At 68.9% G+C, this 26,457-nt stretch carries 24 protein-coding genes and 2 tRNA genes; 12 read left to right on the top strand and 14 right to left on the bottom strand.

Going from position 1 to position 26,457, the window contains the following annotated elements:
• Positions 1-88: 88 nt before the first annotated feature.
• Together SGR02S_RS04205 and SGR02S_RS04200 are read left to right on the top strand one after the other, a co-directional pair.
• On the top strand, positions 89-700 hold the full coding sequence (locus tag SGR02S_RS04205; RefSeq protein ID WP_218000104.1) for a TetR/AcrR family transcriptional regulator: 612 nt from the start codon (positions 89-91) through the stop codon (positions 698-700).
• A gap of 41 nt (positions 701-741) precedes the next feature.
• On the top strand, positions 742-2,094 hold the full coding sequence (locus tag SGR02S_RS04200) for an amidohydrolase (RefSeq protein WP_067105978.1): 1,353 nt from the start codon (positions 742-744) through the stop codon (positions 2,092-2,094).
• Between the two features lie 108 nt (positions 2,095-2,202).
• Here the strand turns inward: SGR02S_RS04200 and SGR02S_RS04195 are convergent.
• The 5 genes from SGR02S_RS04195 to SGR02S_RS04175 form a co-directional block, all read right to left on the bottom strand.
• Positions 2,203-2,278, bottom strand: a tRNA-Glu gene (locus SGR02S_RS04195).
• 89 nt (positions 2,279-2,367) lie between these two features.
• Positions 2,368-4,137 carry a single-stranded-DNA-specific exonuclease RecJ gene (gene recJ / locus SGR02S_RS04190; RefSeq protein WP_067105976.1) on the bottom strand — a complete coding sequence of 590 codons (1,770 nt, stop codon included), beginning with the start codon at positions 4,135-4,137 and terminating at the stop codon, positions 2,368-2,370.
• A complete protein-coding gene (locus SGR02S_RS04185) occupies positions 4,134-5,639 on the bottom strand; it encodes a PH domain-containing protein (protein WP_067105974.1) in 1,506 nt (501 codons plus the stop codon). Before SGR02S_RS04185 ends, recJ begins: the two co-directional genes overlap by 4 nt.
• Positions 5,636-6,166 (bottom strand): PH domain-containing protein, encoded by a 531-nt coding sequence (locus tag SGR02S_RS04180; RefSeq protein ID WP_067105972.1) that lies wholly within the window; start codon positions 6,164-6,166, stop codon positions 5,636-5,638. The genes SGR02S_RS04185 and SGR02S_RS04180 overlap by 4 nt, the downstream gene beginning before the upstream one ends.
• Positions 6,167-6,190: 24 nt before the next feature.
• Complete coding sequence (locus SGR02S_RS04175) at positions 6,191-8,152, bottom strand: alkyl/aryl-sulfatase (protein WP_067105970.1); 1,962 nt, start codon at positions 8,150-8,152, stop codon at positions 6,191-6,193.
• Positions 8,153-8,249: 97 nt separating this feature from the next.
• Here SGR02S_RS04175 and SGR02S_RS04170 point away from each other — a divergent pair, with 97 nt between their 5' ends.
• Entirely contained in the window at positions 8,250-8,735 is a 486-nt protein-coding gene (locus SGR02S_RS04170; RefSeq protein WP_067105968.1) for an NAD(P)H-dependent oxidoreductase, read from the top strand.
• Positions 8,736-8,780: 45 nt separating this feature from the next.
• On the opposite strand, the gene glpX is transcribed toward SGR02S_RS04170, so the two are convergent.
• The 3 genes from glpX to SGR02S_RS04155 all read right to left on the bottom strand — a co-directional run bounded on the left by glpX (position 8,781) and on the right by SGR02S_RS04155 (position 12,348).
• Positions 8,781-9,752, bottom strand: coding sequence for a class II fructose-bisphosphatase (glpX, locus tag SGR02S_RS04165; protein ID WP_067105966.1), 972 nt, complete (start codon positions 9,750-9,752; stop codon positions 8,781-8,783).
• A 337-nt stretch (positions 9,753-10,089) separates the two neighbouring features.
• Positions 10,090-11,409, bottom strand: coding sequence for a homoserine dehydrogenase (locus SGR02S_RS04160; RefSeq protein ID WP_067105964.1), 1,320 nt, complete (start codon positions 11,407-11,409; stop codon positions 10,090-10,092).
• A 129-nt stretch (positions 11,410-11,538) separates the two neighbouring features.
• Entirely contained in the window at positions 11,539-12,348 is an 810-nt protein-coding gene (locus tag SGR02S_RS04155; protein ID WP_067105962.1) for a hypothetical protein, read from the bottom strand.
• Between the two features lie 344 nt (positions 12,349-12,692).
• Between SGR02S_RS04155 and SGR02S_RS04150 the strand changes: the two genes are divergently transcribed.
• The 6 genes from SGR02S_RS04150 to SGR02S_RS04125 all read left to right on the top strand — a co-directional run bounded on the left by SGR02S_RS04150 (position 12,693) and on the right by SGR02S_RS04125 (position 17,405).
• Entirely contained in the window at positions 12,693-13,349 is a 657-nt protein-coding gene (locus tag SGR02S_RS04150) for an energy transducer TonB (protein ID WP_067105960.1), read from the top strand.
• Between the two features lie 123 nt (positions 13,350-13,472).
• On the top strand, positions 13,473-14,231 hold the full coding sequence (locus SGR02S_RS04145; protein WP_067106044.1) for a MotA/TolQ/ExbB proton channel family protein: 759 nt from the start codon (positions 13,473-13,475) through the stop codon (positions 14,229-14,231).
• 98 nt (positions 14,232-14,329) lie between these two features.
• Positions 14,330-14,848: an ExbD/TolR family protein gene (locus tag SGR02S_RS04140; RefSeq protein WP_067105958.1), complete on the top strand. Its 519-nt coding sequence runs from the start codon at positions 14,330-14,332 to the stop codon at positions 14,846-14,848.
• Positions 14,849-14,883: 35 nt separating this feature from the next.
• The gene (locus tag SGR02S_RS04135; RefSeq protein WP_067105956.1) at positions 14,884-15,309 is read left to right on the top strand and encodes an ExbD/TolR family protein; all 426 of its coding nucleotides are present in this window, start codon (positions 14,884-14,886) and stop codon (positions 15,307-15,309) included.
• Between the two features lie 148 nt (positions 15,310-15,457).
• Positions 15,458-16,768, top strand: a complete 1,311-nt coding sequence (locus SGR02S_RS04130; RefSeq protein ID WP_067105954.1) for a UDP-glucose dehydrogenase family protein — start codon at positions 15,458-15,460, stop codon at positions 16,766-16,768.
• A gap of 67 nt (positions 16,769-16,835) precedes the next feature.
• Complete coding sequence (locus SGR02S_RS04125; RefSeq protein ID WP_076077326.1) at positions 16,836-17,405, top strand: superoxide dismutase family protein; 570 nt, start codon at positions 16,836-16,838, stop codon at positions 17,403-17,405.
• 197 nt (positions 17,406-17,602) lie between these two features.
• Here SGR02S_RS04125 and SGR02S_RS04120 read toward each other — a convergent pair whose 3' ends face one another.
• A complete protein-coding gene (locus SGR02S_RS04120; protein ID WP_067105953.1) occupies positions 17,603-19,201 on the bottom strand; it encodes a spinster family MFS transporter in 1,599 nt (532 codons plus the stop codon).
• 118 nt (positions 19,202-19,319) lie between these two features.
• Between SGR02S_RS04120 and SGR02S_RS04115 the strand changes: the two genes are divergently transcribed.
• Positions 19,320-19,793, top strand: coding sequence for a low molecular weight protein-tyrosine-phosphatase (locus SGR02S_RS04115; RefSeq protein WP_067105951.1), 474 nt, complete (start codon positions 19,320-19,322; stop codon positions 19,791-19,793).
• Here the strand turns inward: SGR02S_RS04115 and thpR are convergent.
• Positions 19,775-20,317, bottom strand: a complete 543-nt coding sequence (gene thpR / locus SGR02S_RS04110) for an RNA 2',3'-cyclic phosphodiesterase (protein WP_067106041.1) — start codon at positions 20,315-20,317, stop codon at positions 19,775-19,777. The two genes, SGR02S_RS04115 and thpR, sit on opposite strands and share 19 nt — an antisense overlap.
• Before the next feature lie 171 nt (positions 20,318-20,488).
• On the opposite strand from thpR, the gene SGR02S_RS04105 reads away from it, so the two are divergent.
• Positions 20,489-21,217, top strand: coding sequence for a Bax inhibitor-1/YccA family protein (locus SGR02S_RS04105; RefSeq protein WP_067105949.1), 729 nt, complete (start codon positions 20,489-20,491; stop codon positions 21,215-21,217).
• Between the two features lie 76 nt (positions 21,218-21,293).
• Here the strand turns inward: SGR02S_RS04105 and SGR02S_RS04100 are convergent, their stop codons facing one another.
• Positions 21,294-21,929: a glutathione S-transferase family protein gene (locus SGR02S_RS04100; protein WP_067105946.1), complete on the bottom strand. Its 636-nt coding sequence runs from the start codon at positions 21,927-21,929 to the stop codon at positions 21,294-21,296.
• Between the two features lie 68 nt (positions 21,930-21,997).
• On the opposite strand from SGR02S_RS04100, the gene SGR02S_RS04095 reads away from it, so the two are divergent.
• A complete protein-coding gene (locus tag SGR02S_RS04095) occupies positions 21,998-22,756 on the top strand; it encodes a competence/damage-inducible protein A (RefSeq protein WP_067105944.1) in 759 nt (252 codons plus the stop codon).
• Positions 22,757-22,974: 218 nt separating this feature from the next.
• Here SGR02S_RS04095 and SGR02S_RS04090 read toward each other — a convergent pair.
• The 3 genes from SGR02S_RS04090 to SGR02S_RS20205 all read right to left on the bottom strand — a co-directional run.
• Positions 22,975-23,048, bottom strand: a tRNA-Gly gene (locus SGR02S_RS04090).
• 134 nt (positions 23,049-23,182) lie between these two features.
• Positions 23,183-26,029 (bottom strand): CHAT domain-containing tetratricopeptide repeat protein, encoded by a 2,847-nt coding sequence (locus tag SGR02S_RS04085; RefSeq protein ID WP_169799634.1) that lies wholly within the window; start codon positions 26,027-26,029, stop codon positions 23,183-23,185.
• A 31-nt stretch (positions 26,030-26,060) separates the two neighbouring features.
• Positions 26,061-26,457, bottom strand: a 397-nt coding sequence (locus tag SGR02S_RS20205; RefSeq protein WP_067105940.1) for a hypothetical protein, incomplete at its 5' end; no start/stop codon positions are given.

Below are 26,457 nucleotides of genomic sequence, written 5' to 3'. Positions count from 1 at the left end.
GCCGAACCGGCATTCGCGGGCGAAGCCCTTGACCCGGCGCGATATTACGATACATCTATGTATCGATATTATTCGTTCGCCTGGAACGGTGCGATCGGGCATTGCGAGTGCGGTGGAGATGGAAGTCACGATATTGGGCGACAGGGACACGACGGCGGGACGGCCGCGGCAGGCCGAACTCGACGAGCGGATCAAGGCCAGCGCGGTCGCCATATTGGGCGAGTTCGGCTTCGCCGGCCTGTCGATCAATCGCGTCTGCCGGCACGCGGGCGTTCCCCGCCCGACCTTCTATCGCCGCTGGCCTTCGGCCATCGCGGCGTTCATCGATGCATTCAACGATCGCTTCGACGATGCGCTGCTCGGCGATACCGGCGACGTGGCGGCCGATCTGCTTGCCTTTGCGACCGCTGTTCGCAACCGCTACCATGATCCGGTCATCGCGACCTGCCTGCCCGCCATATACGAGGCACGTCGCGTCGCGCCCGATCTGATCGCCCCGATTGCCGATGCCCAGCATATACGACGCAAGGCCAGTGTCACAATCCTCACGCGCGCGCTCGCCGCGCAGGACATCCATCCCGTCCTGCCGCCGTTCGAGATCATCTTCACCCTCGCTGCCGCGATCGACCAGGGCTATCTCACCGGCCGGCCGCTCGGCGACGATTTCCTCCAGCGCCTGGTGATCGCACTCCTGCGCTGAGCCAGCCCGCCACCTTTCCATCCCACAGCGGAGACCGCCCGATGCACAAGATATTGCTCACCCTGACCGCCGGCCTCGCGGCGCTTCCCGCCCTGGCGCAGCCCGCACCGACCGCTCCCGGCTTCGACGTCGCCGCCGCGCTGGCGCGCATCGACGCGACGATCGACAGGCAGTATCCGCATCTCGACGCGCTCTACAAGGATCTCCACGCGCATCCCGAGGTCGGCTTTCAGGAGGTGCGCACCGCCGCCCTGCTCGCGGCCGAGATGCGCAAGCTGGGCTTCACCGTCACCGAAAAGGTCGGCCAGACCGGTATCGTCGCGATCCTGAAGAACGGCGAAGGGCCGACCTTGCTCGTGCGCACCGAAATGGACGCGCTGCCGATGGAGGAAAAGACCGGCCTCCCCTATGCCAGCCGTGCCCAGCAGACCGTCGACGGCAAGCTGAGCTTCGTCGACCATAGCTGCGGCCACGACAGCCACATGGCCTGGTGGGTTGGCGCCGCAGCGGCGCTCGCGGCGATGAAGGACCAGTGGAGCGGCACGCTGATGTTCATCGGCCAGCCGTCGGAGGAAAATGTCAGCGGCGCGAAGGCGATGATCGCCGACGGGCTGTTCACCCGCTGGCCCAAGCCCGATTTCGGCTTCGCCGCGCACGTCGGTCCGATGCCGGTCGGCACGGTGGTGGTGAAGGACGGCGTCGTCAGTTCGGCCTCGGACGCGATCGACATCACCTTCCACGGCGTCGGCGCGCACGGATCGATGCCCGACAAGAGCATCGATCCGGTGATGATGGGCAGCCGTTTCGTCACCGACGTCCAGACGATCATCAGCCGCGAAAAGGATCCCAAGGCGTTCGGCGTGGTGACCGTCGGGGCTTTCGTCGCGGGGACGGTCAACAACATCATTCCCGACCACGCCGACCTGAAGCTGACTCTGCGCTCGCACGACGAGGCGACGCGCAAGCTGCTCGTCGAAGGCGTCGAGCGCACCGCGCGCTCGGTCGCGGCGATGGCGCGCGCGCCCGAACCAACGATCGCGCAGCCGACGGGCACGAACGCCGTCCGCAACGACGCGGCGCTGTCGGCGCGGTCGGCGGCGATGCTGACGACGGCCTTCGGCAAGGATGTGCAGTTCGTCCCCGCGAGCGCGGCGGGCGGCACCGCCAGCGAGGATTTCTCGGCCTTCATCGACGAAGGCGTGCCTTCGGTCTTCTTCGCGATCGGCGGCTACGATCCGGCGATGATCGCACGGTACGAGGCGGAAGGAAAACCGCTGCCGGTCAACCACTCACCCTATTTCGCGCCCGTGCCCGAACCGACGATCAAACGCGGCGCCCAGACGCTGGCGCTCTCGGCGATGATGATCCTGGCCCGCCCCGATCCGCGCAAATGACGCCACTCGCAACCACGATCCGGGCCGTTAAAACGAGCCGATAAGGGCGCTGGGACAACCGAATCAAAGGGATCGCTTCATGATCCCAGAACGGCGAAAACTCGCCAATGGTGACCCCTACGGGACTCGAACCCGTGTTTTCGCCGTGAAAGGGCGACGTCCTAGACCGCTAGACGAAGGGGCCGTCAGTCGGTGAAGCGGCGCCTTAGACGCGCGTGTTCCTGCGGTCAAGCGCGCCGGTGGCCGGCAGGGCAGAAATATCGCCGGCGTCGGTCAGTCGGCCCAGGCGGCATCCTCGAGGTGCAGTTCGGCGGCGGGGCGGCTGCCCCAGTCGTCGCGTTTCGCGCGGCCTGCGAGCCACAGCTTGCGGCCGCCGCGCGCGTGGAGCAGCGTCTGGCCGAGCAGGCTTTCGGCGCTGCGGAAGGCGATCGCCTTGAAACGCGCACCGTCGTCGCCGGAGACGATCAGGCGCAGGTGATCGGTGCCGACGATCCCCGCCTCGACGATACGCACCGGGCCGGTCGCGACGCGCGGCGCGGGCCAGCCGGCGCCATAGGGCCCCGCGCTGTCGATCGCTTCGCACCACAGCGGGCTGATGCCGCGCGGCGCGAGCACGGCGTCGATCAGCAGCGCCTTGTCGCCGCTCGCCCGCTCGACGTCGGCGGCGAGCCGGTCGCTTAGGAAGGCGCCGAGCGCGTCGATGCGGTCGGCGGCGACGGTCAGTCCCGCCGCCATCGCGTGACCGCCCCCTGCGACGAGCAGCCCCGTCTCCTTCGCGGCGAGCACCGCAGCGCCGAGGTCGACGCCAGCGATCGAGCGGCCCGACCCCTTGCCGATGCCGTCGTCGCCCAGCGCGACGACGATCGCGGGGCGGTGCAGCCGTTCCTTGAGCCGCCCCGCGACGATGCCGATCACGCCGGGGTGCCAGCCCGATGCGGCGACGAGCGCGACGGGAGCGTTGGCGCAGGCGGCGCTCGCCTCGATCGCCTGGTCGAGCACTGCGGCCTCGATCGCGCGGCGCTCCTCGTTCAGGCGGTTCAGTTCCTGCGCGATATCGGCCGCCTCTTGCGGGTCCGAGGTGGTGAGCAGCCGCACACCGAGGTCGGATTTGCCGACGCGGCCGCCGGCGTTGATGCGCGGGCCGAGTGCGAAGCCCATGTCGCTCGCGGTCGGAGGCTTGGTGAGCCGCGCCGCGTCCATCAGCGCCGCGAGTCCGATGTTGCCGCGCCGTGCCATCACCTTCAGTCCCTGCGTCACCAGCGCACGGTTGAAGCCGGTCAGCCGCGCGACGTCGGCGACGGTGCCGAGTGCAACGAGATCGAGCAGGTCGATCAGCGCGGGTTCGGGCCGCGATCCGAAGAAGCCGCGCGTGCGCAGCGTGCGGAGCAGCGCCGCGCCGAGCAGGAAGGCGACCCCGACCGCAGCGAGATTGCCGTGGAGTGCCGCGTCGGGAGCCTCGTCGAGCCGGTTGGGGTTCACGACGGCGAAGGCCTGCGGCAGCGTCGTCGCGCATTGGTGATGGTCGACGACGATCACCTCGACCCCCGCGGCCTTGGCCTCGGCGATCGCGTCGAAGGCCTGCGCGCCGCAATCGACGGTGACGACGAGCCGCGATCCGGCCGCGCCGATCCGGACCAGCGCGGCGCCCGAGGGGCCATAGCCTTCCATCAGCCGGTCGGGGATATAGGCGCCGACGGGGACGTCGAGCGCGCGCAGCAGGCGGACGAGCAGCGCCGCCGAGGTCGCGCCGTCGACATCATAGTCGCCGAAGACGGTGACCGCCTCGCGCGCCTCGACCGCGTCGGCGAGCCGCGCGGCGGCGGCGTCCATGTCGCGGAACAACGACGGGTCGGGCATGAAGGCGCGCAATGTCGGCGCCCGCTGGCGCTCGATATCGTCGCGCGGCACCCCGCGCGCGAGCAGGAGCTGGGCGACGAGATCGTCGGGGGCGAGGTTTTCGCCGCCCATCTGTGCGCTGGTCCGCCGCCAGCGCCACGGCTGGCCGAGAATGGACCGCGCGATGCCGAGCGCGGTGTCGGTCATGCCGCGCCTCCCGCCGCGAGGATGCGCGTGCGCAGCGCCTGCGCGATGCCGACCGGGATGGCGGGGATCGCATGGCTGCCGAGCGCGCTGCCGCCGGGTACCCCGAACACCAGCGTCGCGAGGCCGAGCGGGCGGAGAACGAAGTCGGTCCTGAGGTCGATGCTCTGCACCGAGGCGTGGGGCAGCAGGGTCAGCTTCGGTTTCCACCAGCCGCGGCGGATCGCGACCCGATCGCCGAGGTCGGCCCACAGGCGGAAGCGCGCGCCGACCAACGCGGCCAGCGCCAGAAGGACGGCCGCCGCAATCGCGAGGCTGCCGAGCGGTTCGCCGCGCGCGATCGCCACCGCGCCGCCGACCGCGGCTATCACGGCGCCGAGCAGCCCCCCGAGCGCAACGATATGGTGACTGCGTTCCCAGCGTGTTTCCCCAGGCGGACGATCGATCGCCACGGTCGCGAGCACCGGATCGATTTCGCGCAGCGTGCCGAAGGGCACCACCTGGTGGTCGCGCTCCTTCCCGCCGTCGCTTGCCAGGCTCTGGAGCCGCAGCTCGTGCCAGCCGAACCGCTCGCGCAGCCAGCCGGTGACGAGGATCGCGGCCTGCACGCGGCGCACCGGCATCGCGACGTCGGTGCGCGTCGTCAGCCCGCGGGTGCGGCGCAGTGCGCGCGGTTCGCGCGTCAGGCGGAAACCCCAGTTGGTGAAAAACATCGTCGCGACCCCGCCGGCAAAGCCGATGAAGAGCAGCGAGATCGCCGCGCCCAGCCCGGCGACCCAGCGATGCGCGACGAGCCAGGCGTCGAGGCCGTAGGCTTCGGCGACATCGATCCAGTCGACCGGGTTGAAGATGTTGAAGTCGAAGGGCAGCAGATTGTCGAAGAACTGCATGGCCGCGCCAAAGACCGCGAGCGCCGCGAGCGAGAAGTTGAACAGCCCGGCGATTAGCAGCCGGCGCGGCCCCATCGCGAAGAGCAGCCGATCCTCCGCGCCCGGCGCATCGGCGGGGGCAAGCGCAGTGGCCAGTTCGCTGCGGTGCGCGCGGATTACGCCGCGCAGCGCTTCCGCAGCGTCAAGACCGACCGCGTCGAGGCTTGCGTCATGGTCCTTGCCGCCGCCCGCCCCGGTCTCGAACTCGACCTTCGCGATGCCGAGCACGCGGGCGATCAATCCCTGCTCGATGCTGACGTCCTGGATGCGATCGAAGGGGATGGTGCGGTGCTGGCGCGCCAGCACGCCGCTTTCGATGACGACTTCGTCCGCCCCCACCGCGAAGCGGAAGCGTAACCAGTGAAGCCAGGCCGCGAGCAGTGAGAAAAGCAGGAAGAGCAGGAAGGCCGGCACGATATAGGCCCAGTTGCCGGTGACCCCCAGCGCCGCGATCGCGGGCAGGAAATTGAGCGAGCGCGGCCCGAGCTTCGCGATCGACAGCGCGAGCGTCGCGGGGTGGAGGCGCAGCCAGTGCGGCTCGGCTTCCGCGGTGGGCGGGGCGGCTGCGTCGGTCATGCGAAATCGGTGTGGATATGGCGGCGGATCGTCTCGCGCATCGCCGCGGCAAGGTCAGCGGGCAGGCCGGGCAGCGTCACCGTGCTGTTGTGGGTGCCTGACGTGTGGACGACCAGATGCGCGAGACCGAACCAGCGCTCGACCGGGCCCTGCCCGACGTCGATATGCTGGACGCGGACGAAGGGGACGATCGTGTCGGTGCGGAACAGCCAGCCGTGCGCGACGCGAAGCTGCCCCTCGCCGACGCGGTAGCCCCAGCGCTGCGCGCGCCGCGACGGCAGGATGGCGACCGCCAGCGCGCCGAGCAGCCAGCCGAGCACGGTCAGCAGGCCATAGGGTCCGTCGATCGCGCGGACGAGGAAGATGTCGGCCAGCATCGCGGCGATCGCCAGCGGCAGCGCGTTGAGCAGCGTCGCGATGCGCAGCACGTGGCGAAAGGCGGGATCGACCGGCGTCAGCCCGTCGACGGCGTTGATCGCCTCGGGCGCGAAGGGGTCGGTGGGGTGGGGGATGGCGGCGTCGCTCATCCCCCTCGATAGGCGCATGCGCCCTTAAGGCACAACCACATTGAAGCGCGGATCGGCGGGCGGATGCAGCGCGAACCACGACAGGAAGGCGGCGCGGTCGCCGTCGATGCGGATCGCACCCGACTGGAGCAGCGCCGGGAATTGCGCCTGCCCCAGCATCACGTCGTCGAGCGTCTTGCGGTCGATGGTGATCGTCGCGGTCGGCGCGGGGTCGGTGACGCCGTGGCGCGGGAATTCGACTCCGCCGCCGACGACCACCGCGACGGCTTCCCGGCTGTCGGGCAGCACGAACTGGAAGGTGCCGGCGAGCGCGGCGCCCTTTGCCGCGTCGAAGCGCGTCGCGAGCGCGTCGAAGAAGACCGCGGTGGGAATCGCGCTGACGAAGCTGCGGCTCTGGCCGTTGCCGGTGAGCGTGTCGAGCTCGGTCCCACGCAGCGTCGCGGCGGCGGCGAGATAATAGTTGCGCCACGCCCCCGATTCGGCCTGATAGCCAAGCTGGTCATAGGCTGAGGCCAGCGCCGCGCGCGCGTCCTGACTGTCGGGCTGTGCGAAGACGAGCTTGTCGAGCAGCTCGGCCGCCCAGCGATAATCGCCCGCCGCGATCGCCGCCTTCCCGGCGGCGAGCAGCTTGTCGGGACCACCGGCGAGCGCGACATATTTCGCGGCGCTCTGTTCGGGGGGCAGCGGGTTGAAATGCGCCGGATTACCGTCCCACCAGCCGAAATAGCGCTGATAGGTCGCCTTCATATTATGGTTGAGTGTGCCGTAATAATTGCGCGTCGAGAAATCGCGGCCCTGCACCGGCGCCTCGGCCGTCTGGTCGGCGAGTTCGTGGAGCGTCGCGCCGCGGTTGGCAAGGAACAGCGTGCGGTCGTGGACGTAGCGATAGGCGTCGCGCTGGTCGGCCAGCCATTTCGCCACCGCGCCCTGCCCCCAGGTTGGCCAGTGGTGCGAGGCGAGCGCGACCTCGGCCGTGCCGCCCCATTTGAGCAGCATCGCGTCGATCACCTTCGACCAGTGCAGCGCGTCACGCACCTGCGCGCCGCGCAGCGTCAGGATATTGTGGAGGTTGTGCGTGACGACTTCGGTCGTGTGCAGCGCCTTGTAGGCGGGGATATAGAAGACGAACTCGGCGGGCGCCTCGGTGCCGGCGGCGTCGAGGAAATCGAACGCCAGCCCGTCGATCGTCAGCGTTGCGCCCGCGGCGGGCACCGTCTCGGTCGGCTCCATATAGCCGATGGTGCCCGACGACAGCTTCGGTCCCAGCCCGGTGTCGACCTGCCCTGTCGGGCCGGGCGGCAGGATCGCGCCGAACATGTACAGCGCGCGGCGACCCATCGCATTGCCGGCGAGGACATTCTCCGCGGTCGCTTCCTCCGAAAAGCCGTGCGGGGCGATGATGCGGATATTCTCCCGGCGCACCTGTTCAGGCGTGACGACGCCGCCGACGCCGCCGAAATGGTCGCTGTGGCTGTGGGTGAAGATGACTGCGCGGATCGGCCGCTTGCCCGCCTTCGCCTCGACGGTGTCGGCGAACAGCTTCCAGCCCGCCGCCGCCGCCTCTTCGGTCAGCAGTGGATCGACGACGATCCAGCCCGATTCGCCGCGGATGATCGTCATCACCGAGATGTCGTAGCCGCGCACCTGCCAGATCTTGCCGGGCACCACCTCGAACAGGCCGTGCACCGCGTTGAGCCGCGCCTGCCGCCACAGCGAGGGATTGACCGTATCGGGCGCTTGGTCGGCGGCGAGGAAGGCATAGGGGCGGCGATCCCAGACGATTCGGCCATCCTTGCCGAGGATCACGCCGTCCGCGATCTCGGCGATCTTGCCGCGGGTCGCGTTCGTCATGTCGGCGGGGTCGTTCAGCGGCAGGCGCGCGGCTAGTTCGGTTTGCGCCGCGCGGGTCGCCTCGCTCGCCGCGTCCTGCGCCACCGCGCCGCTCGCCCACAGCAGCATTGGTATCAGGCCGATCGCACGCTTCATCGCATCCTCCCCTCGCTTTTCGTCCAGCTTGCGCCCCGCCCGGGGAGTTGGCAAGCCGATGCCCCCGTGCGCCGCGCCCCGCGTAGAGGATTCGCCGATGTCGAAATGCAAACTTCTTGTCATTTGGCACAGCCGAACCGGCGGCAGCCGCGCGCTGGCCGAAGCGGCGGCGGAAGGCGGCGGCGTGGCGGCGCGGCTGGTCCCCGCCGAACGGGCGGAGCAGGCCGACCTGCTGGCGGCGCAGGGCTATCTGTTCGTCGGCCCCGAAAATCTCGCGGCGCTGTCGGGGACGATGAAGGAGATGTTCGACCGCTGCTATTATCCGTGCCTCGGCCGGCTGGAGGGGCGGCCCTATGCGACGATCGTCTGCGCCGGATCGGACGGTGAGAATGCGCAGCGCCAGCTCGACCGCATCGCCACCGGCTGGCGGCTGCGGCGTGTCGCCGATCCGCTGATCGTCAATACCGACGCGCAGACGCCCGAGGCGATCCTCGCGCCCAAGACGATCCCCGAAGACCGGCTGGCCGAAGCGCGCGATCTGGGCGCCGCACTGGCCGAGGGGCTGGCGGCGGGGATTTTCTGAAAAAGCAACGCTCCTTCCCGCAAGCTGGAAGGGAGAATGAGTCGCTCACCCCTCGCGGTGTTCGCCCTTGACCCAGCGCACGGTGCCCGAAGAGGCGCGCATCACGATGCTTTCAGTGGTCAGGATGCCGCCGCGGCGGTGCTTGACGCCGCGCAGCAGCGATCCGTCGGTGACGCCGGTCGCCGCGAAGATCACATCGCCCTTCGCCAGATCCTGAAGGTCGTAGACGCGGTCGAGATTCTCGATTCCCCATTTGCGCGCGCGCTGCCGCTCGTCGTCGTTGCGGAACAGCAGCCGGCCCTTGAACTGGCCGCCGACGCAGCGCAGCGCCGCCGCCGCCAGCACACCCTCGGGCGCGCCGCCCGACCCCATGTAGATGTCGATGTTGGTTTCGGGGTTGGTCGTCGCGATCACGCCGGCGACGTCGCCGTCGGGGATCAGCGCGACGCCGCAGCCGATCGCGCGCAGCTCGGCGATCAGCGCCTCGTGGCGCGGCCGGTCGAGGACGCAGACGATGATGTCGGCGGGCGCGACACCCTTTTCGCGCGCGACCGCCTCGACATTCTCGCGCACGCTGTTGTCGAAGTTGACGATGTCGGGCGAATAGCCGGGGCCGACCGCCAGCTTGTCCATATAGACGTCGGGTGCATTGAGCAGGCAGCCTTCCTCGGCGATCGCGAGCACCGCGAGCGCGTTCGGACCGGCCTTTGCCGTGATCGTCGTGCCTTCGAGCGGGTCGAGCGCGATGTCGATCTTCGGCCCCTTGCCGGGGGCGGCGCCGACCTTCTCGCCGATATAGAGCATCGGCGCCTCGTCGCGCTCGCCCTCGCCGATGACGACGGTGCCGTCCATATAGAGCGTGTTGAAGGCCGCGCGCATCGCCTCGACCGCGGCGGCGTCGGCGGCCTTTTCGTCGCCGCGCCCGATCAGCTTCGCAGCGGCGATCGCCGCGGCTTCGGTGACGCGCACCATTTCGAGCACGAGCACCCGGTCGAGGTTGCTGCTGCTGTTCGTCATTGTCCTGACTCTCCGTCTGTATCCGTGTCGCGCCGCGCGGGCCTGCTGCGCGCCATATGGTCGCCCGCGCCGCTTGTCGAGAAGGCTTCGCCCGATTCGAAGCCGCCTTGACGGCTTTCCCTGCCAGCTGGGTGATGAGCCTTCCGGTGCCGGCGCATGTGGTCGGCACCGCGCCATATGGGTTTCACGCGAAGACGCGAAGGAGAAGAGTTGGGCCGTAAGGCCCCCTTTTCCTTCAGCGGCGCGTCTTGCCGCACGGCTGGACAAAAAGCCGCTTCGCGGCAAGAGCGACTTCTTCGCGCCTTCGCGTGAGATTTTCCCGCACGCCTCCGGCGTGTCAGAGCGCCAGTATCGGCATGTGCATCGGCGTCCCGACGACGTGGTCCGACGCCGACAGCGTCGCCAGCGCCGCGTGGATCGCGCTGGCCGGGCCGGCGTGGGTGACGAGCGCAATCACAACGCCGCCGTCCGCATCGTCGCCGCGCTGGATGAAGCTTTCGATCGACACACCCGCGTCGCGCATCGCCGTCGCGATCTCGGCGAGGACGCCGATGCGGTCCTCGACGACCAGGCGAACATAATGCTTGCCGACGCGCGCGCCCGCGTCGGCGGTGGCGGCCCGATCGAGCGCGTCGACCGGCATCGCGAAGGCCGGCCCATATTCGTCGCGTGCGATGTCGATGATATCGGCGACGATCGCCGATGCCGTCGGCCCCGCGCCCGCGCCCGCGCCCTCGAAGAACAGGCGGCCGACGAAATTGCCCTCTGCCACTACGGCGTTGAGCGCGCCGGGAACATAGGCGAGCGGGTGGTCGGCGGGCACGAGGCACGGCTGGACATGCTGATAGAGGCCGGTCTCGTCGCGCTCGGCCATGCCGATCAGCCGCACGCGATGGCCGAGCGCCTCGGCCTCGCGGATGTCCGCCGCGATCAGGCCGCGGATGCCGGTCGCGGTCACCGCGCCGATATCGAGCTTCGTCCCGAAGCAGAGCGCGGCGAGGATCGACAGCTTGTGCGCGGCATCGATGCCGTCGACGTCGAAGGTCGGGTCGGCCTCGGCATAGCCTTCGGCCTGCGCGTCGGCGAGCGCGTCGGCGAAGCTCGCGCGCTCGCGCTCCATCAGCGTCAGGATATAATTGCAGGTGCCGTTGAGGATGCCGTAGACGCGCGCGATCTGGTTCGCCGACGCGCCTTCGCGCAGCGCCTTGATCACCGGGATGCCGCCCGCGACCGCGGCTTCATATTTGAGCGGCGTGTCGCGTTCCTCTGCCAGTCGCGCGAGGTCCAGCCCGTGATGCGCGATCATCGCCTTGTTCGCGGTGACGAGCGCCTTGCCCGCGCCGAGCGCGGCGCGCGCGAGGGTCAGCGCCGGGCCGTCGGCGCCGCCGACCATCTCGACGACGACATCGACATCGTCGGCAGTGACCAGCGCGCCCATGTCGTCTTCCCAGCGATAGGCCGACAGGTCGACGCCGCGGTCCTTGTGGCGGTCGCGCGCCGACAGCGCGACGATCTCGATCGCCCGCCCGGCGCGGCGCGCGATCAGCTCGCGGTTTGCCTCGAGCAGCCGGACGACGCCGCCGCCGACCACGCCGATGCCCGCCAGCGCCACGCGCAGCGGGGGGCGGGACGCGGTGGGAGAGGGAAGGGGGGACATGCGGCTACTCCGTCGATGGCGCGGGCCATCGCCCGCCGTTGCCAGCGCCCCCTATCGGCTTTTCCGGCGGAAACAAGGGAACAAGCGCGATAGAATTTCTGTTCGCGCCGTAGCGGCGGCTACGCGGCATCAGCCGCCGACGGGTGCGCGGGTCCGCGTGCATTCGCCGAGCGCGCCGAGGATCATCGCATAGTCGGCGGCGGTCTTCTTGCGGTCCTCGGGCGCGGTGCCCGCCAGCTTGTCGAGCGGCAGCGCCTTGGGCAGGCCGCAGGCGAGGCGGTACCAGGCGAGCGTGTCGCGGCGCGGCACCGCCGCCGACCCGTCGACGATCTCCCCGAAGGCGGCCGCCCAGCGGCGCGATCCATCGGCGGCGGTGATGACGGTCAGCGAAACCGGATCGCCCGTCGCGGTGTTGAGGAACAATTGCGTCTCGCCCTCGCCAGGTAGCGTGCCGGGGACGTGGAAGCCGTTGGCGATGCCGGTGATCGCGGGCGGGGCGCCGGGCTTGACGAGTTCGGTCAGGATCGCGCGCAGCCGCGCCTCGGTCGCGGGGTCCCACGCGAGCTGCGCGTCGGGCGCGACGAGGCGGACGCTGCCGGTGTCGGTCGTCGTGCCGCTTGCGACCGGGCGCGCGAAGATCAGGACGGGTTGCTTGCTCTTCAGCTTCGGCGCCTTGCCGTTCGCCGCGAGCGGCAGGTCGACGAGGTAGGAGATGCGCGCGGCGAGCGGTCCGGAGCCGCGAATCAGGCTGACCACATCGGCTTCGATGAAGAATCGCACATGGCCCGCGGCGAGCCCCGGGGCCTGTTCGGGCTTCAGCGCCGCGGCCTTCCGGATGCGCGCGTGGATCGCCATCGGCGCCGCGACGGCAAGGTCGGCGAGGTCCGCATAGCTGTAGGGACTGGCGACGGCGGCGACCGCGGGTGCTGGTTTCTCCATGGCAAAAACGCTAGAGATTCCGGAGCTTATCAAAGCGAGGAGAGCGGCGATGGCGGGCGGAGTCATGCGCATGGATCGATCCGTTTCTGTTTGTCGGGGCGCTCGAAAGGCGCGCGGAAACCCTGCATTGGGCTATGGCACATTAACCGCTGATAAAGGGTTTGCGAACTTGCCGCCACCACGATAGGACGGGCGACGAAGCGTCCGGCAAGAACAGAACATGCCGGCTGCTAACCGTCGGGTCTCGCGGAATGGATCGGAAATTATCCGGGCATGTTGGCAACCCAACCCGTCGGGAAGGATTTTTGGTGTCAGGATGATCTAGCAAGGAGCGTCGTCCCTGAATGGCTTATGGTGATAATGTCGACCCTAAAAACAGGGTAGTGGCGATTGTCTTGGTTGGTCTGTTTACGGCAGTTCTGGGTTATGGCCTGGTCAACGGCCTGAATATCAGCATCGTCAAGAAACTCGCCGAGAAACTGGACGTCGTGGACGTCAACGAACCGCCGCCGCCGGAAGAACCGCCGCCGCCGCCGCCGCCGGACAACAAGCTTCCGCCGCCGCCGCCGGTGGTGACGCCTCCGTCGCCGATTCCGCCGCCGGTGACGTCGAACGTGATCCAGTCGGTGCCGAAGGCTCCGCCGGCTCCGCCGCCGCCGATCTATGTTCCGCCTGCGGCTCCGCCGGCTCCGCCGGCCCCCGATCTCAGCCAGGAAGGGACGCCGAAGGGCAACCCCGGGCGTTGGGCGACCAACGACGACTATCCGGCGCGCGCAATGCGTGAAGGCCGCGAAGGCACCACGGGTTTCCGCGTCAGTTACGGCGCCGACGGTCGCGTGACCTCGTGCGACGTGACCTCGTCGAGCGGCCATTCCGACCTCGATGCGGAGACCTGCAAGCTCATCACGCGCCGCGCCCGCTTCAACCCGGGCAAGGACCGCGAGGGCAATCCGAAGGGCGGCTCCTACAGCAACCGTATCCGGTGGCAGATTCCGCAGTAATCCTGCGCGTGTCGGCCACAGGCAACATCAGCTTTCATGAATATCACGATTTTTGAGAGGGAATAACCAATGCTTAATCTGATCGCAAATGCCGCTGCGGCGGGTGGCCATGCCCCGACGGGGATGACCCTGATGCCGGCATCGATGTGCACCGTCGGCGAGGGCGAGAGCCCCTACGGCCTCATCCCGGCGCTGTGCGAAGGCGGCATCGTGTCGCAGCTCACCTTCCTCGTGCTGCTGATCATGTTCGTCGGATCGCTCTACATCCTGTTCACCAAGCTGTTCGAGCAGAACAAGGTGATGAGCCAGGGCAAGACGGTCACCGCCAATTTCTGGCGCGCACCGACGCTCGCCGAGGGCGCCGCGAAGCTCGAGAAGAACAGTGCCTACCGCCAGGTGGTCGAGGACGGCCTGCGTGCGCATGAAGAGCATGGCAAGCTGACCAACCCGATCGAGGCGCACGACTGGATGCACGGCACGCTCGAGCGGTCGCAGGGCCACATCAACTCGAAGCTCAACGGCGGCCTGTCCTTCCTCGCCACCGTGGGTTCGACCGCGCCGTTCGTCGGCCTGTTCGGTACGGTTATCGGTATTCTCCGCGCGCTGGTGAAGATCGGCGCGTCGGGCCAGGCCTCGATCGACACCGTCGCTGGCCCGGTCGGTGAAGCGCTGATCATGACCGCGATCGGTCTGATCGTGGCGGTTCCCGCGGTGCTCGCCTTCAACTGGCTGCAGAGCCGCAACAAGGCGATCTCGCGCAGCCTGTCGACCTTCTCGAACGACGTTCTCGGCTCGATCATGTCGGGCGGCCAGGTGCGCCCCGTCGCGCCCGCCCCGGCCGGCAAGCCGGCTGCTCCGGCTGCGGCGCCGAAGAAGGCCTGAGGATTCGGCGAACCGGCGTCCGGCGCTCCTGCCGTCAGGGCAGGTCGGCGGGCGCCGGGTCGTCCCACGAAATCAATTTGTGACAGGATGCTGATCCTATGGCGATGAGTGTAGGTGAAATTAGCGATGAGGCCCCGATGTCGGAAATCAACGTGATTCCGCTCGTGGACATCATGCTGGTGCTGCTCATCATCTTCCTCATCACGGTTCCCGTGGTGTTGGAGACGGTGAACCTCAAACTGCCCGACGTGCCTTTCGAACCCACGACGACCAAGCCCGAGAACGTCAATATCTCGGTCCGCTCGGCGGACACCGACGGCGATGGCCAGCCCAACGCCGACAGCGCGTCGTGCGAAGTCTATTGGGGCCGGACCCCGGTCGATTCGCGGCAGCTGCTCGAACGCGGGCAGAAGAAGCTCGAGGATCTGATCGAGAAGATCGGCGGCGTGCAGAACATTACCGAAGAGAATTTCCCCGAAGTGCATATCCGCGGCGACGTCAACACGCCGTACCAGTGCATCGGCGGGGTGATCTACACGATGCAATATGCCGGTTTCCAGAAGATCGGGTTCATTTCCGAGCCTGCGCCTGGTTCGGCCACGCTGGGCCGCCTCTAAAGGCGCGATCCCCCCTAGTTTGAAGGAATAACGCCATGTCCGCAGCTGTGAGGGAAGACGGCAATGACGAACCGATGATGGAAGTGAACATGACGCCGCTGATCGACGTCATGCTCGTGCTCCTCATCATGTTCATCATCACCATCCCGGTCCAGACCCACGCGGTGAAGATCGACCTGCCGGTGCCCAACGACGCGCCGACCAATGTCGATCCGGAAAAAAACAAGATCATGATCGACCCGGCCGGGACGATCACCTGGAACGGCACGCCGGTCGATCTGGCGCAGCTCACCCAGTATCTTGAGCAGACCAAGACATTGCCGGTCGAGCCCGAGCTGCAGGTGCAGCCCGATCCCTATGCTCGCTATATCGTCGTCGATCGCGTGATGGCCGTCATCAAGCGCAGTGGCGTCGGCAAGCTCGGCTTCGTCGGCAACGAGCAATATGCCCGCGCCTTCTGATCGCTGATCGGCGCGAGCCGCAAAGAGAACGGGGCCGCGAAGCCATTCGCGGCCCTTTTTCTTTGCGTCTTTTCGCCTTAAGGACGCGCCATCCCGCCCGCACCGGTGCGGGGCATCCCACGGCAGTTAGGATAAGAGGTAAGCGCCCATGAAAATCGCCATGATCGGAACCGGCTATGTCGGTCTGGTTTCCGGGGCCTGTTTCTCCGATTTCGGGCACGATGTCGTCTGCGTCGACAAGGACGAAAGCAAGATCGATGCGCTGCACGCGGGCCGTATGCCGATCTACGAGCCCGGTCTCGACGCGCTCGTCGCCGCCAATGTCGCGGCGGGGCACCTGTCCTTCACCACCGATCTGGCGACGGCCGTCGCCGGTGCCGACGCGGTGTTCATCGCGGTCGGCACGCCGTCGCGGCGCGGCGACGGCCACGCCGACCTGTCCTATGTCTTCGGCGCCGCCGAGGAACTGGCCGCAACGCTCGACCATGGCTGCGTGATCGTCACTAAGTCGACCGTCCCCGTCGGCACCGGTGATGAAGTCGAACGCATCCTGCGCGAGAGCGCGCCGACGCGCGCGCACAGCGTCGCTTCCAACCCCGAGTTCCTGCGCGAAGGCGCGGCGATCGGCGACTTCAAGCGCCCCGACCGCATCGTGATCGGCACCGAGGATGCGCGCGGCGAGGCGGTGCTGCGCGAAGTCTATCGCCCGCTGTTCCTCAACGAGGCGCCGATTCTCGTCACGCGCCGCCGCACTGCGGAAATGATCAAATATGCCGCCAATGCCTTCCTCGCGACCAAGATCACCTTCATCAACGAGATCGCCGATCTGTGCGAGGCGGTCGGCGCCGAAGTGCAGGACGTCGCGCGCGGCATCGGGCTCGACAACCGCATCGGCGCGAAATTCCTCCACGCCGGGCCGGGCTATGGCGGAAGCTGCTTCCCCAAGGATACGCTCGCGCTGCTCAAGACCGCGCAGGATCACGACGTGCCGCTGCGCCTTGTCGAGGCGACGGTGCAGGCGAACGATCTTCGCAAGCGCGCGATGGGTCGCAAGATCGTCCAGGCGATGGGCGGCAGCGCGCGCGGCAAGACCGTCGCGCTCCTCGGCCTGACCTTCAAGCCGAACACCGACGACATGCGCGATTCGCCCAGCCTCGCGATCGTCCAGACGCTACTCGACGCGGGCGCGCGGGTGACGGCCTACGATCCCGAAGGCATGGTCATCGCGGCGCCGATGATGCCCGAGGTCGAGATGCAGCAGAGCGCCTATGCCGCGGCTGACGGCGCGCATGCGGTCGCGATCGTCACCGAATGGGATGCGTTCCGCGCGCTCGATTTCGACCGGCTCGGCGGGGTCATGGCCGATCGCCTGCTCGTCGACCTGCGCAATATCTATCGCCGCGACGAGGTGCTGCGGCACGGTTTCCGCCATATCGCTATTGGAAGCAGCGCCGAATGAGGGCATGATCGCGGACCGAAGCCGTCCGTCCACGCGGGTGGCACCGTGGCAGCAAGGGAGCATCGGAATGATCGAGCATCGGCGGATCGCGCATAGTCTGGTCTGGAGCACGGTCGCGCTCGGCGCGCTGGCGCTGACGGGGTGCGCCACGACGGACAAAGGCGGGTCGAGCAACCTCCCGACGCCCGATGCCTATGCCGAACTGCGCGACGCGCGCGGCGCGGACCGCGGGCGCGTCGACATCTTCCGCGATTCGTCCGGTCTACGGCTGGAGGTCGTGGCACGCGGCTTCGGGCCGGGCACCTATGGCATGCATGTCCATGCGGTCGGACAGTGCGCGGCGCCCGATTTCAGCAGCGCCGGACCGCACTGGAACCCGACCGGCGCGCAGCACGGCCGCGACAATCCGATGGGTGCCCACCATGGCGACCTGCCCAATCTGGTCGTCGAATCGGGCATGATCGGTCGCGCGACGCTGCACATGGTCGGATCGCGGCTGACCGGCGAGGGCGGGCTGCTCGACGCCGATGGCGCGGCGTTCGTCATCCACGCCGGCCCTGACGACATGCGGACCGACCCGGCGGGCAACAGCGGCGGGCGCGTCGCCTGCGGCGTGATCGCGACACCGGCGGGCTGAGCGCATCGGCCCGGTTTCCGCGCCCTGCCTATCGGTCTTGCCCCACACCCGAGGCGTGATCATCTAAATTTGCTGAGCCTTGTGCTCCCGCGCAGGCGGGAACCCAGAGCGGCGAAAGGCCTGCGCAGGCGTCATGACGCTCGTGGTCCCCGCCTGCGCGGGGACACGGCGATGCCCTGTTCGAGGATGACCACTCTCTAAACCGGCTCGCCCGCCGAGCGCGCTCGCTCGATGACGTGGGCGGCGGCGTCGGGAACGCGCCGATAGGCGATGACGAGCGCGACGAGGCCGAAAGGCACGATGACCAGCGTCGACAGCACCCCGGTCGACAGGCTGCCGGTCATCGCCGACACCTGTCCGGCCATATAGGGGCCGAGCGCGAGGCCGACGAGCGTCGTCGCGAGGAAGAAGGTCGCGGTCGCAGTGCCGCGCATCCGCGGCAGGACGAGGTCCTGCGTCGTCGCCGCTGCGGCGCCGAGCGCGCTGCTGGCGAGCAGGCCGCCCAGCGAGGCGAAGACGGTGAAGCGGATGAAATCGCCGTTGCCGGGCGTCGACGGCGTCGTGAAGGCGATCACGATCGGGACGATCGGCGCGATCAGGCCGAAGGCGACCACGAGGATGCGGCCCGCTTCGTTGCGCAACCGCAAGCGGTCCGACATGCGTCCGCCGAGGATGACCCCCAGGAAGCCGGCGAGCGCGCCCGAGCCGCCGACCCAGAAACCGACCGTACCGGCATCCTCGCCGAGCGCCTCGAGCGCATAGACCGGCGCGAAGGCGCTCGACGCATAGGAGATGAAGGCGACGGTGCCATAGCCGAGGATGGTGGCGAGGAACGCCTTCGATTCCCAGATCAGGCGAAAGGTCGGGGCGTCGCGGCTGCGCAGCGAACTGGCCCAGGAAAAGACCGCGTAATAGCCGAAGGCGATGCAGATCCATTGCAGCGTCGCGCCGGTCAGCCGGATCATCGCCAGCGCGCCGAGCGCGAGCAGCGCCGCCGCGCCGAGGTTGATCGCCAGCGCCCGCCCGCCGCGCGCCATCGCCGATAGGATGGTGAAGGGCGGGATCACCGCGTATAATTCTTCGAAAAAGCCCTTGAACGGCGTCGGCGAAGGCTGGGTCGGCACGCCGTCGACCAGCCCGCGCACCGGTTCGCGCAGCGTCGCGACCCACGCGGCGAGCAGCAGACCGGGGATGCCGACCGCCATGAACGCCGCCTGCCAGCCGACGAGCCCGAAGGGGCCGCCCTGCGGATAGGCTTCGTTCCAGCCTTCGACGATGAAGCCGCCGATCATCAGCGAAATGCCGCCGCCGAAATAGAGCCCGGCCGAATAGATGGCGAGCGCGGTCGCGCGCATATTCTTCGGGAACAGGTCGGAGATCAGCGAATAGGCCGAGGGGCTGGCGGTGGCCTCGCCGATGCCGACCCCCATGCGCGCCCCGGCAAGCTGGAACTTGTTCGCCGCGAGCCCCGATACTGCCGTCATCGCCGACCAGATGGCGAGGCCGGCGGTGAGCAGCCGGACGCGGTGCCAGGCGTCGGCGAGCCGGCCGAGCGGGATTCCGAACAGCGCATAGAAGACCGCGAAGGCGGTGCCGTAGAGAAAGCCGATATCGGCGTCGTCGAGCCCGAGGTCGCGCTTCAGGTCGGGCGCGAGGATCGTGATGATCTGCCGGTCGATGAAATTGAGCACATAGACGAGAAAGAGGATGCCGAGCGCATACCAGGCATAGGAGCGCGATGGGGGCAGCGGCGCAGCGCCGGCGGTCGATTCTGTGTCGCGCGCGGTTTCGACCATCTGGCAAGCCTCTCCCTGACCCGTTATCGCTTTGTCGCCTTCGCTAGCAGAGCCATGGGGGCGCGCAAAGTTGAAAACCGGTTCAACTTTATTTTCTTTCCAGGAGCCAGCACAGACCATGACCGACCGGCCCGCAATCCTTTTTCTTTGCCTCGGCAACATCTGCCGCTCTCCGCTGGCGGAGGGGGCGGCGCGCGCGGCCTTTGCCGCGGCGCAGATTGAGGCGGCGCTCGATTCGGCGGGCACCGGCGACTGGCATGTCGGCCGCGCGCCCGATCCGCGCGCGCAGGCCGAGGCGCGCCGGCGCGGGATCGACATCGGCGACCTGCGCGCCCGCCAGCTCGGGCGCCTGGATTTCCGGCGCTTCGACCTGATTCTCGCCGCGGATACGGCCAATCTGCGCGATGCGCGCGCACTGATGCCGATCGACGCGAGGGCGCGGCTGGCGTTGATGCTCGATCTTGTCCCGGGGCGCGCGGGGCAAAGCGTCGCCGATCCCTATTATGGCGCGGAGGATGGTTTTGCCGCGACCTGGGACGATGTCAGCGCAGTGGCCGCCGCGCTGGTCGCGACCTATGGTTCGAGCGAATAGCGCGCGACCGGATGATAGCGCGAGCCGTCATGGCCGAGTTCGCTTTCGTAGAGGACGACATGGTCGAAGGCGAAGGCGGGGCTCGCCAGATCGCCGTGTTGCGCGAGGAAGGCCGCGACCGGCCCCGCCGCACGGTTCAGGCGCGCGATGGTGATGTGCGGCACGAAGGCGCGCGGTTCGGGGGCGAGACCGACGCGCGCGAGGCGCTGGTCGACCTTGCGATGCAGCGCGGCGAGCGGCGCATGCGGCTCGACGCCGGCCCATAGCGTGTGCGCTCGTCCCTGCCGTTCGAACAGTCCGACCCCGGCGATGCGTGCGGTCACGGCGGAGGCGTGCAGGCCGCCGAGCGCCGCGGCGATGTCCTCGGCGCGATGGTGGTCGACCTCGCCGATGAAGCGCAGGGTGAGATGCAACTGGTCGTCGTCCTGCCAGCGCGCCGCCGAAACGCCGTGCATCGCCGCGAGCAGCATCGCGCGAATCGGGCGCGGTGGGCGCAGGGCGACGAACAGGCGATGCGTGGACATGGCGCCAGCATAGGCCGGGCGGCGGCCGATGCCATCCCGCTCGTCGCGCGGCAGCGGGCGCGGCGGGGAATGTCCGATGGCGTCTTGTCCGGTTTCGCTTGAAACGGCGGCGCGAAATGCCGATATTGCCCCCATGGCCGGTATGCCCTGGCCAGATATGGAGTAACAACAATGGCTAATTGGAACGACCCCAATATGGCGGCGTCCGGCTTTCCTGGCACCGCGCGCGGGATGGATCAGGCCGTCGATGCCGGCCTGCGGTCGTACATGCTGTCGGTCTACAACTATATGGGATCGGGCGTCCTGCTGACCGGTATCGTCGCAATGCTAGCCTATTCGACGGGCTTCACGCTGTCGCTGGTCGGCAGCCCGCTGATGTGGGTGGTGATGCTGGCGCCGCTGGCGTTCGTGATGGTGCTGAGCTTCGGCATCAACAAGCTGTCGACCGGCGCGGCGCAGGCGCTGTTCTGGGCTTATGCCGCGATCATGGGCCTGTCGATGTCGACGATCTTTCTGGCCTTTACCCAGACGTCGATCGCGACGACCTTCTTTGCGACGGCCGCGGCCTTCCTGGGCCTCAGCCTCTACGGCTATACGACCAAGAAGGATCTGTCGGGCTTCGGCACCTTCCTGATCATGGGCGTGGTCGGCATCCTGGTGGCGATGCTGATCAACCTGTTCGTCCAGTCGAGCGCGCTGAGCCTGGCGATCAGCATCATCGGCGTCCTGCTCTTCGCGGGCCTGACCGCCTATGACACGCAGAAGATCAAGAGCATGTACTTCTATGTCCGCGGGACCGATTTCGTCGGCAAGTCGGTGGTGATGGGCGCGCTGACGCTCTACCTCGACTTCGTGAACATGTTCACCTTCCTGCTCAACCTGCTGGGCAACCGCGAATAAGCGGACGCACGAGGCAAAAGGAGAAAGCCCGGCGGAGCGATCCGCCGGGCTTTTTCTTTCGGGTCGGGCGTGGCGCTCAGGCCGGCCCCGCCGCCCGCATTTCCGCTATCAGCGCATTGTCGATCTCCTTCGCGCGCTTGTAGCCCGTGCGCTCGCGCAGGGGCGCGACATAGGCTTCGAACGCCGGGCGCGATGGGATGGTGCCGAATTGCAGACCCCAGTCGATCTGGCTGCCGACATAGACATCGGCGGCGCTGAAGCGGTCGCGAGCGACGAAGGCCTTGCCCGCGACCGCGCCCTCCAGCGCGTCGAGCACGGATGCGAGCGAGCCGAAACCCGCCATCCGTTGCTGATCGGCCTCGGGTTCGAACCCGAACTGCTTCGCGGTGATCGCCTGTTCGAGCGGCCCGGCGGCGAAGAAGAGCCAGCGGTAATAATCGGCGCGATCGACCGGCGCGGGGGCCAGGCCCGCGTCCGGAAAGGCGTCGGCCAGATAGGCGCAGATCGCCGCGCATTCGGTGACGGTCCTGCCGGCATGGACGATCGCCGGAACCTTGCCCATCGGATTGATCGCCAGATAATCGGCGCCCTTCATCGTCGTCCCATAGTCGAGCAGCCGCGTTTCATGGGGCGCGCCGACCTCTTCGAGCATCCATCGGACGATCTGCCCGCGCGACATGGGGTTGGTGTAGAAGATCAGTTCGGCGGCCATCGCGCACCTTCCTTTCATGGCATATCCGGCACCCTTGTTTTGTCATGGCAGCAGGCTAAGGCAAGGGGATGAGCGACGAACGCATCTGGACCGCCGCCGTGCTGGTGATCGGCGACGAAATCCTCTCCGGCCGCACCCAGGACAAGAATGTCGCGCAGATCGCGACCTGGCTCGACGTGCAGGGGATTCGCCTGCGCGAAGTGCGCATCGTCCCCGATGACGAGGCAGAGATCGGCGACGCGCTGAACGCGTTGCGCGCACGCTACGACTATGTCTTCACCACCGGCGGCATCGGGCCGACGCACGACGACATCACCGTCGACGCGGTGGCGAAGGCGCTGGGGGTCGCGGTGGTGATCCATCCCGAGGCGCGCGCGATCCTCGAACGCTATTACACCACGCGCGGCGGGCTGACCGAGGCGCGGCTGCGCATGGCGCGCGTTCCCGATGGCGCCGAACTGATCCCCAACCGCATGTCGGGCGCGCCCGGCATCAGGCTAGGCAACCTGTTCCTGATGGCGGGGGTTCCGCACATCACCGCGGGGATGCTCGATGCGCTGACCGGCACGCTGGAGGGGGGCGCGCCGCTAGTCGCGCGCACAATCGGCGCCTGGGCGCCTGAAAGCGAGATCGCCGATGTCCTGCGCGCGGCCGAGCGCGATCATGCCGGCGTCGCGATCGGCAGCTATCCCTTTTTCCGCGAGGGACGCACCGGCGCCAATTTCGTCATCCGCTCGACCGACGCCGCCGCCGTCGCCGCCTGCGTCGCGGCGCTCACCGTGGCGATCGAGGCGGCGGGCTATGCGGTGACCGACGGCGGCATCTGATCGCCCGTCTCGCCCGCCGATCGCGTGACGCGCGGCAGGCGGCGTAGCATCGCGACGCGAGCAGGCCGAAGGCCGCCGCGACGAAGGCGCCGAACGTTGCGGCGTCGCGGTCGCCGAAGCGCGCGACCATCGGCAATCACCGGGAGCCAGAGAATGCCCAAAAATAGTCAGTTTTCTGGGCTTTTTCAACCATCAGCGCCCGCGCGCAGTCATCAAGATGGAGCGGGTGAAGGGAATCGAACCCTCGTCGTAAGCTTGGGAAGCTTCTGCTCTACCATTGAGCTACACCCGCGTTTCAAAGGCTCAACCGTTTTATTTCGCGCGCCGCTTTACGGCGCGTTTTACAGTTGCCTTCGCGATGCGTCGCCTTTGCCGCCAAAGCGGGCGCCGGTCAATCCACAGAATGCGGCTGCGGCCCGCACCCGTTCAGCGCGAGAAGAGCTCGAAGGGGGCCCAGAGCGCGGGGTGATCGGCGCGGGCTTCGCCGTCGCGGCCGGTGCGGACCGCCGCGATGGCGGCGCGCAGCGCGGCGGGGGGATCCTCGCCCGCGCGCATCCCCTTGACCATACCGACCGACAGCCGCCGCGCGATATCGTCGCGGACCGGCCAGTGGCTGGCCATCACCCGCTCGGCGCCGGCGAGGAAGAAGCCCTCGACGAGGCCCGACAGCTGCGGTCGGTCGGTTCCCGCCGCCCCCGCGGTGTTGCACGCCGACAGGATGACGAGCCGGGCCGGCAGGGTCATCCCGCCGATCTCGCTGGGCTTGAGCAGGCCATCGTCGCCGCCCGCCGGGGTCAGCAGTAGCGCGGGTTCGTCGAGCCCGTCGAGCTCGCCCGACAGCAGGCCGTGGGTGGCGAAGGCGAGCACCGCGCCCTGCGGTACCGGCATCGCCCGAAGCTGCGCCTCGGTCGCGTCGTCGCCGATCAGCAGCCGCGCGCCGTCATCGCCCAGCGCCGCGGCCAGCGCCGCCAGTTCGCGCGGCGCGCCGGGCAGTGCGGGCAGCTCGTCGATCGCGCGCGCCGTCCCTGCCGACCGCATCGCCATCAGCGTCCCGGCGCGCCCGCTCTCGACCCCGCCGAGGCCGATCAGCACCGCGTCCGCCGGCCCGGCATCGGGCGCGGCGTCGCCCGCGCGCGGCGCGCGCACCATCCGGCTGACCGTCGTCCGGTCGGCCAGATAGCCGGGCTTCCCGACGTCGGGAACGAGCAGCCCGAACGGCAGGGCGCCGAGCGATCCGTTGGCGATCACGGCCAGCCTGCGCGTCGCGGCGAGCCATTTTGCCGTCGCGCCGGGAAAGAGGCGGGCATGAAGTTCGGCGGCGGCAGCGCGGTCGAAGGTGTCCTTCTCGCCCGCGTCGATCGAGGCACGCAACCGGCCGACGAGCGCGTCGATCGGTGCGTCGGCGGCGATCAGATATTGCTGCGTCTTGCCGCCGCCGGCCGCGGTGACGAGCCAGGGTCCGCCAAGGTCGGTCATCATGACGGTTGCGGCCGCGCGCGAACCCGCTGCTTCGAGATCCGCCAGCCGCGACGGCATGAAGAGGAGCGCCGCCCGCTGATCGGGCGTCAGCGTGGCGTCGAGCGCGGCGATCGCCTGCCGGTTACCGTCCAGCTCGCGGGTCAGGCCGGCGAGGTCGAAGGCGGCATCCGGGCGCATCAGATTGGCGTCGAGCTTCGCTTCCAGTCCCTGGCGCGCGGCGAGGAGCTGGCGGCGCTCCCCCGCGATGGCGGCCAGCGCCGGATCGGCGGCGGCGGCGCGTTCGCTGGCGGCGACGGCGAGCGCATCGTCGAGGCTGCTGCGCGCCGCCCACTGCTGCGCCTCGAACGCGTCCTCGACCGCGCCGCGCCGCGCGAAAATCTCCGCCAGCCAGCCATAGGCCGGGCGCTGCCGCTCCGCCTGCGCCGAGCCGCGCGCGAGATGGGCATTGCCGGTCAGCGCGTCGAACAGCGCGCGCGCGTCGGCGACCAGATCGGTGGCCGGCCGGGCATCGCCGCGATCCTCGGCGCGCAGCAGCAGCGCGCGGCCGAGCAGCAGGTCGGGATGGTCGGGCGGCAGCATCCCGGTGCGCAGCGCCACCGCTTCGCGCGCGGCGCCCGCCGCCGCGGCCCAGTCGCCGTTCGCGAAGGCCGCCTTCGCCAGATTGTCGCGGGCGTTGGCGCGGTCGCGATGCCCCTCCGGCAGACGCGCGTCGCGGATCGCGATCAGGTCGCGCGCCAGCGCCGCCGCCTCGGCGCCATGGCCGGTGGCGATCAGCGCGATCAGCCGCGTGTCGCGCGCGGCGAGCGCGCGGTCGCTCTCCGCGCCGAGCTGCGCGTCGATGATCGGCGTCGCGGCGTCGAGAAAGGCGATGGCGTCGTCATATTGGCCGGCGCGGATCAGCGCCTGCGCGAACTGCACGCGCATCGCCGCGCTGTTCTGGTTGGGGCCGCCGCCCGCTTTCTCGATCAGCTCATAGGCGCGGCGGATCATCGGCATCGCATCGTGCGGCCGGTTCAGCCGGAACAGGATCGCGCCCAGATTGGCATAGAGGTTGGCCATCATCGGGTGATCGGCCCCGATCGCGTTGCCGAGGCGTCCGATCGCCTCCTGCGCGGTCGCGATCGCTTCCTCCGTACGCCCCGACGAATAGAGATAGACGACGCGATTGGCGTTCCAGATCGCGACGTCGCCCGGCACCGGATTCAGCGTCAGGCCGACCGCGATCGCTTCGGCGTTGCGCGCCAGCGCATCGTCGAGCCGCCCATGCTCCAGATAGGAGGCGGCGAGATTGGACAGGGTGGTGGCGTGATCGCGCGGTGCGACGCCCGCGGGATTGGCGGCATAGTCGGCGACCAGCCGCTCGTTGATCGCCAGCGACGCGGCGTGATCGCCCTTGAAATTGAGGATATAGGCGCGCAGGTTCAGCGCGTTGCGCCAGTCGGCGCGATAGGCGGGGGCGGCGGCGAGGATCAGGATGATCCGGTCCGCCTCGGCAAGCGCCTGGTCCATCTCCCCGGCCGCCGCGCGTCCCATCGCGACGTAGAGCGAGCGCGCGGCGATTTCGGGATGGTCCGGGGGATAGAGCCGGCGCGCCTCGACGAGCGCATCGGCCGCGGCGGCACGATAGGCGGCGGGATCGGCTTCCGAATCGGCAGCCTCAAAACGCGCGATCAGCGTGTCGAGCCTTGTGCGGTCAGGCGCGGCGGCGGGGGCGGCCGACGCGGCGGCGCTCCATGCCAGGCCCACCGCCAACAGCGCCGCGCGCGCGGGCCTCTTGCCCATTCCCCTGGTCATTGCGTCCCCCCTTTTGGTCCCCGTGACGGCCTCAATCGACCACCAGATAATAGCGCGCGGCTGCGGCGCCCGCGTTGTTGAGTTCGATCCGATAGCGCTGCGTGAAGACCGGCGTGAAGCGGCAGTCGCGCGCCGACGCCGGCGCGCGTTCGCAGACCAGCTTGCCTGCGGCGTCGTAAAGCCGCAGCCGCAGGTCGTCCCGCGGCCGCGAATTGGCGGCGACCGTCGCCGCCTGCCCCGACAGGAAGAGCTGTTCGAGCTGCGTCGCCGCCCCGGGCGCCAGCGTGCCGCGAACATAGCCGGGACCGAGCGCGCGGCCGCGCAGCGGCGGGACGTCGCCCGGCACCGCCGCGCGCCACAGCGGCACCGGATCGGGCGCCCTGGGGTCGAGCGGGCGGGCGCTGCGCCGCGTGATGCGCGTCAGCGCC

Origin of the sequence: Sphingopyxis granuli NBRC 100800, from assembly GCF_001591045.1 — a bacterium.
GTDB lineage: Bacteria > Pseudomonadota > Alphaproteobacteria > Sphingomonadales > Sphingomonadaceae > Sphingopyxis > Sphingopyxis granuli.
The sequence above is the reverse complement of the archived record's forward strand: the minus strand, read 5'-3'. Positions and strand labels throughout refer to the sequence as shown.

Excerpts from the sequence above, each read along its gene's own strand:
- SGR02S_RS04130 (WP_067105954.1), top strand. The coding sequence starts at position 15,458 with ATGAAAATCGCCATGATCGGAACCGGCTATGTCGGTCTGGTTTCCGGG.
- SGR02S_RS04095 (WP_067105944.1), top strand. The coding sequence starts at position 21,998 with ATGAGCGACGAACGCATCTGGACCGCCGCCGTGCTGGTGATCGGCGAC.
- SGR02S_RS04145 (WP_067106044.1), top strand. The coding sequence starts at position 13,473 with ATGACCCTGATGCCGGCATCGATGTGCACCGTCGGCGAGGGCGAGAGC.
- SGR02S_RS04200 (WP_067105978.1), top strand. The coding sequence starts at position 742 with ATGCACAAGATATTGCTCACCCTGACCGCCGGCCTCGCGGCGCTTCCC.
- SGR02S_RS04085 (WP_169799634.1), bottom strand. The coding sequence starts at position 26,029 with ATGACCAGGGGAATGGGCAAGAGGCCCGCGCGCGCGGCGCTGTTGGCG.
- SGR02S_RS04180 (WP_067105972.1), bottom strand. The coding sequence starts at position 6,166 with ATGAGCGACGCCGCCATCCCCCACCCCACCGACCCCTTCGCGCCCGAG.
- glpX (WP_067105966.1), bottom strand. The coding sequence starts at position 9,752 with ATGACGAACAGCAGCAGCAACCTCGACCGGGTGCTCGTGCTCGAAATG.
- SGR02S_RS04185 (WP_067105974.1), bottom strand. The coding sequence starts at position 5,639 with ATGACCGACGCAGCCGCCCCGCCCACCGCGGAAGCCGAGCCGCACTGG.
- recJ (WP_067105976.1), bottom strand. The coding sequence starts at position 4,137 with ATGACCGACACCGCGCTCGGCATCGCGCGGTCCATTCTCGGCCAGCCG.
- SGR02S_RS04155 (WP_067105962.1), bottom strand. The coding sequence starts at position 12,348 with ATGGAGAAACCAGCACCCGCGGTCGCCGCCGTCGCCAGTCCCTACAGC.
- SGR02S_RS04100 (WP_067105946.1), bottom strand. The coding sequence starts at position 21,929 with ATGGCCGCCGAACTGATCTTCTACACCAACCCCATGTCGCGCGGGCAG.
- SGR02S_RS04135 (WP_067105956.1), top strand. The coding sequence starts at position 14,884 with ATGTCCGCAGCTGTGAGGGAAGACGGCAATGACGAACCGATGATGGAA.
- SGR02S_RS04140 (WP_067105958.1), top strand. The coding sequence starts at position 14,330 with ATGGCGATGAGTGTAGGTGAAATTAGCGATGAGGCCCCGATGTCGGAA.
- SGR02S_RS04125 (WP_076077326.1), top strand. The coding sequence starts at position 16,836 with ATGATCGAGCATCGGCGGATCGCGCATAGTCTGGTCTGGAGCACGGTC.
- SGR02S_RS04120 (WP_067105953.1), bottom strand. The coding sequence starts at position 19,201 with ATGGTCGAAACCGCGCGCGACACAGAATCGACCGCCGGCGCTGCGCCG.
- SGR02S_RS04175 (WP_067105970.1), bottom strand. The coding sequence starts at position 8,152 with ATGAAGCGTGCGATCGGCCTGATACCAATGCTGCTGTGGGCGAGCGGC.
- SGR02S_RS04150 (WP_067105960.1), top strand. The coding sequence starts at position 12,693 with ATGGCTTATGGTGATAATGTCGACCCTAAAAACAGGGTAGTGGCGATT.
- SGR02S_RS04160 (WP_067105964.1), bottom strand. The coding sequence starts at position 11,409 with ATGTCCCCCCTTCCCTCTCCCACCGCGTCCCGCCCCCCGCTGCGCGTG.
- SGR02S_RS04105 (WP_067105949.1), top strand. The coding sequence starts at position 20,489 with ATGGCTAATTGGAACGACCCCAATATGGCGGCGTCCGGCTTTCCTGGC.
- SGR02S_RS04170 (WP_067105968.1), top strand. The coding sequence starts at position 8,250 with ATGTCGAAATGCAAACTTCTTGTCATTTGGCACAGCCGAACCGGCGGC.
- SGR02S_RS04115 (WP_067105951.1), top strand. The coding sequence starts at position 19,320 with ATGACCGACCGGCCCGCAATCCTTTTTCTTTGCCTCGGCAACATCTGC.
- thpR (WP_067106041.1), bottom strand. The coding sequence starts at position 20,317 with ATGTCCACGCATCGCCTGTTCGTCGCCCTGCGCCCACCGCGCCCGATT.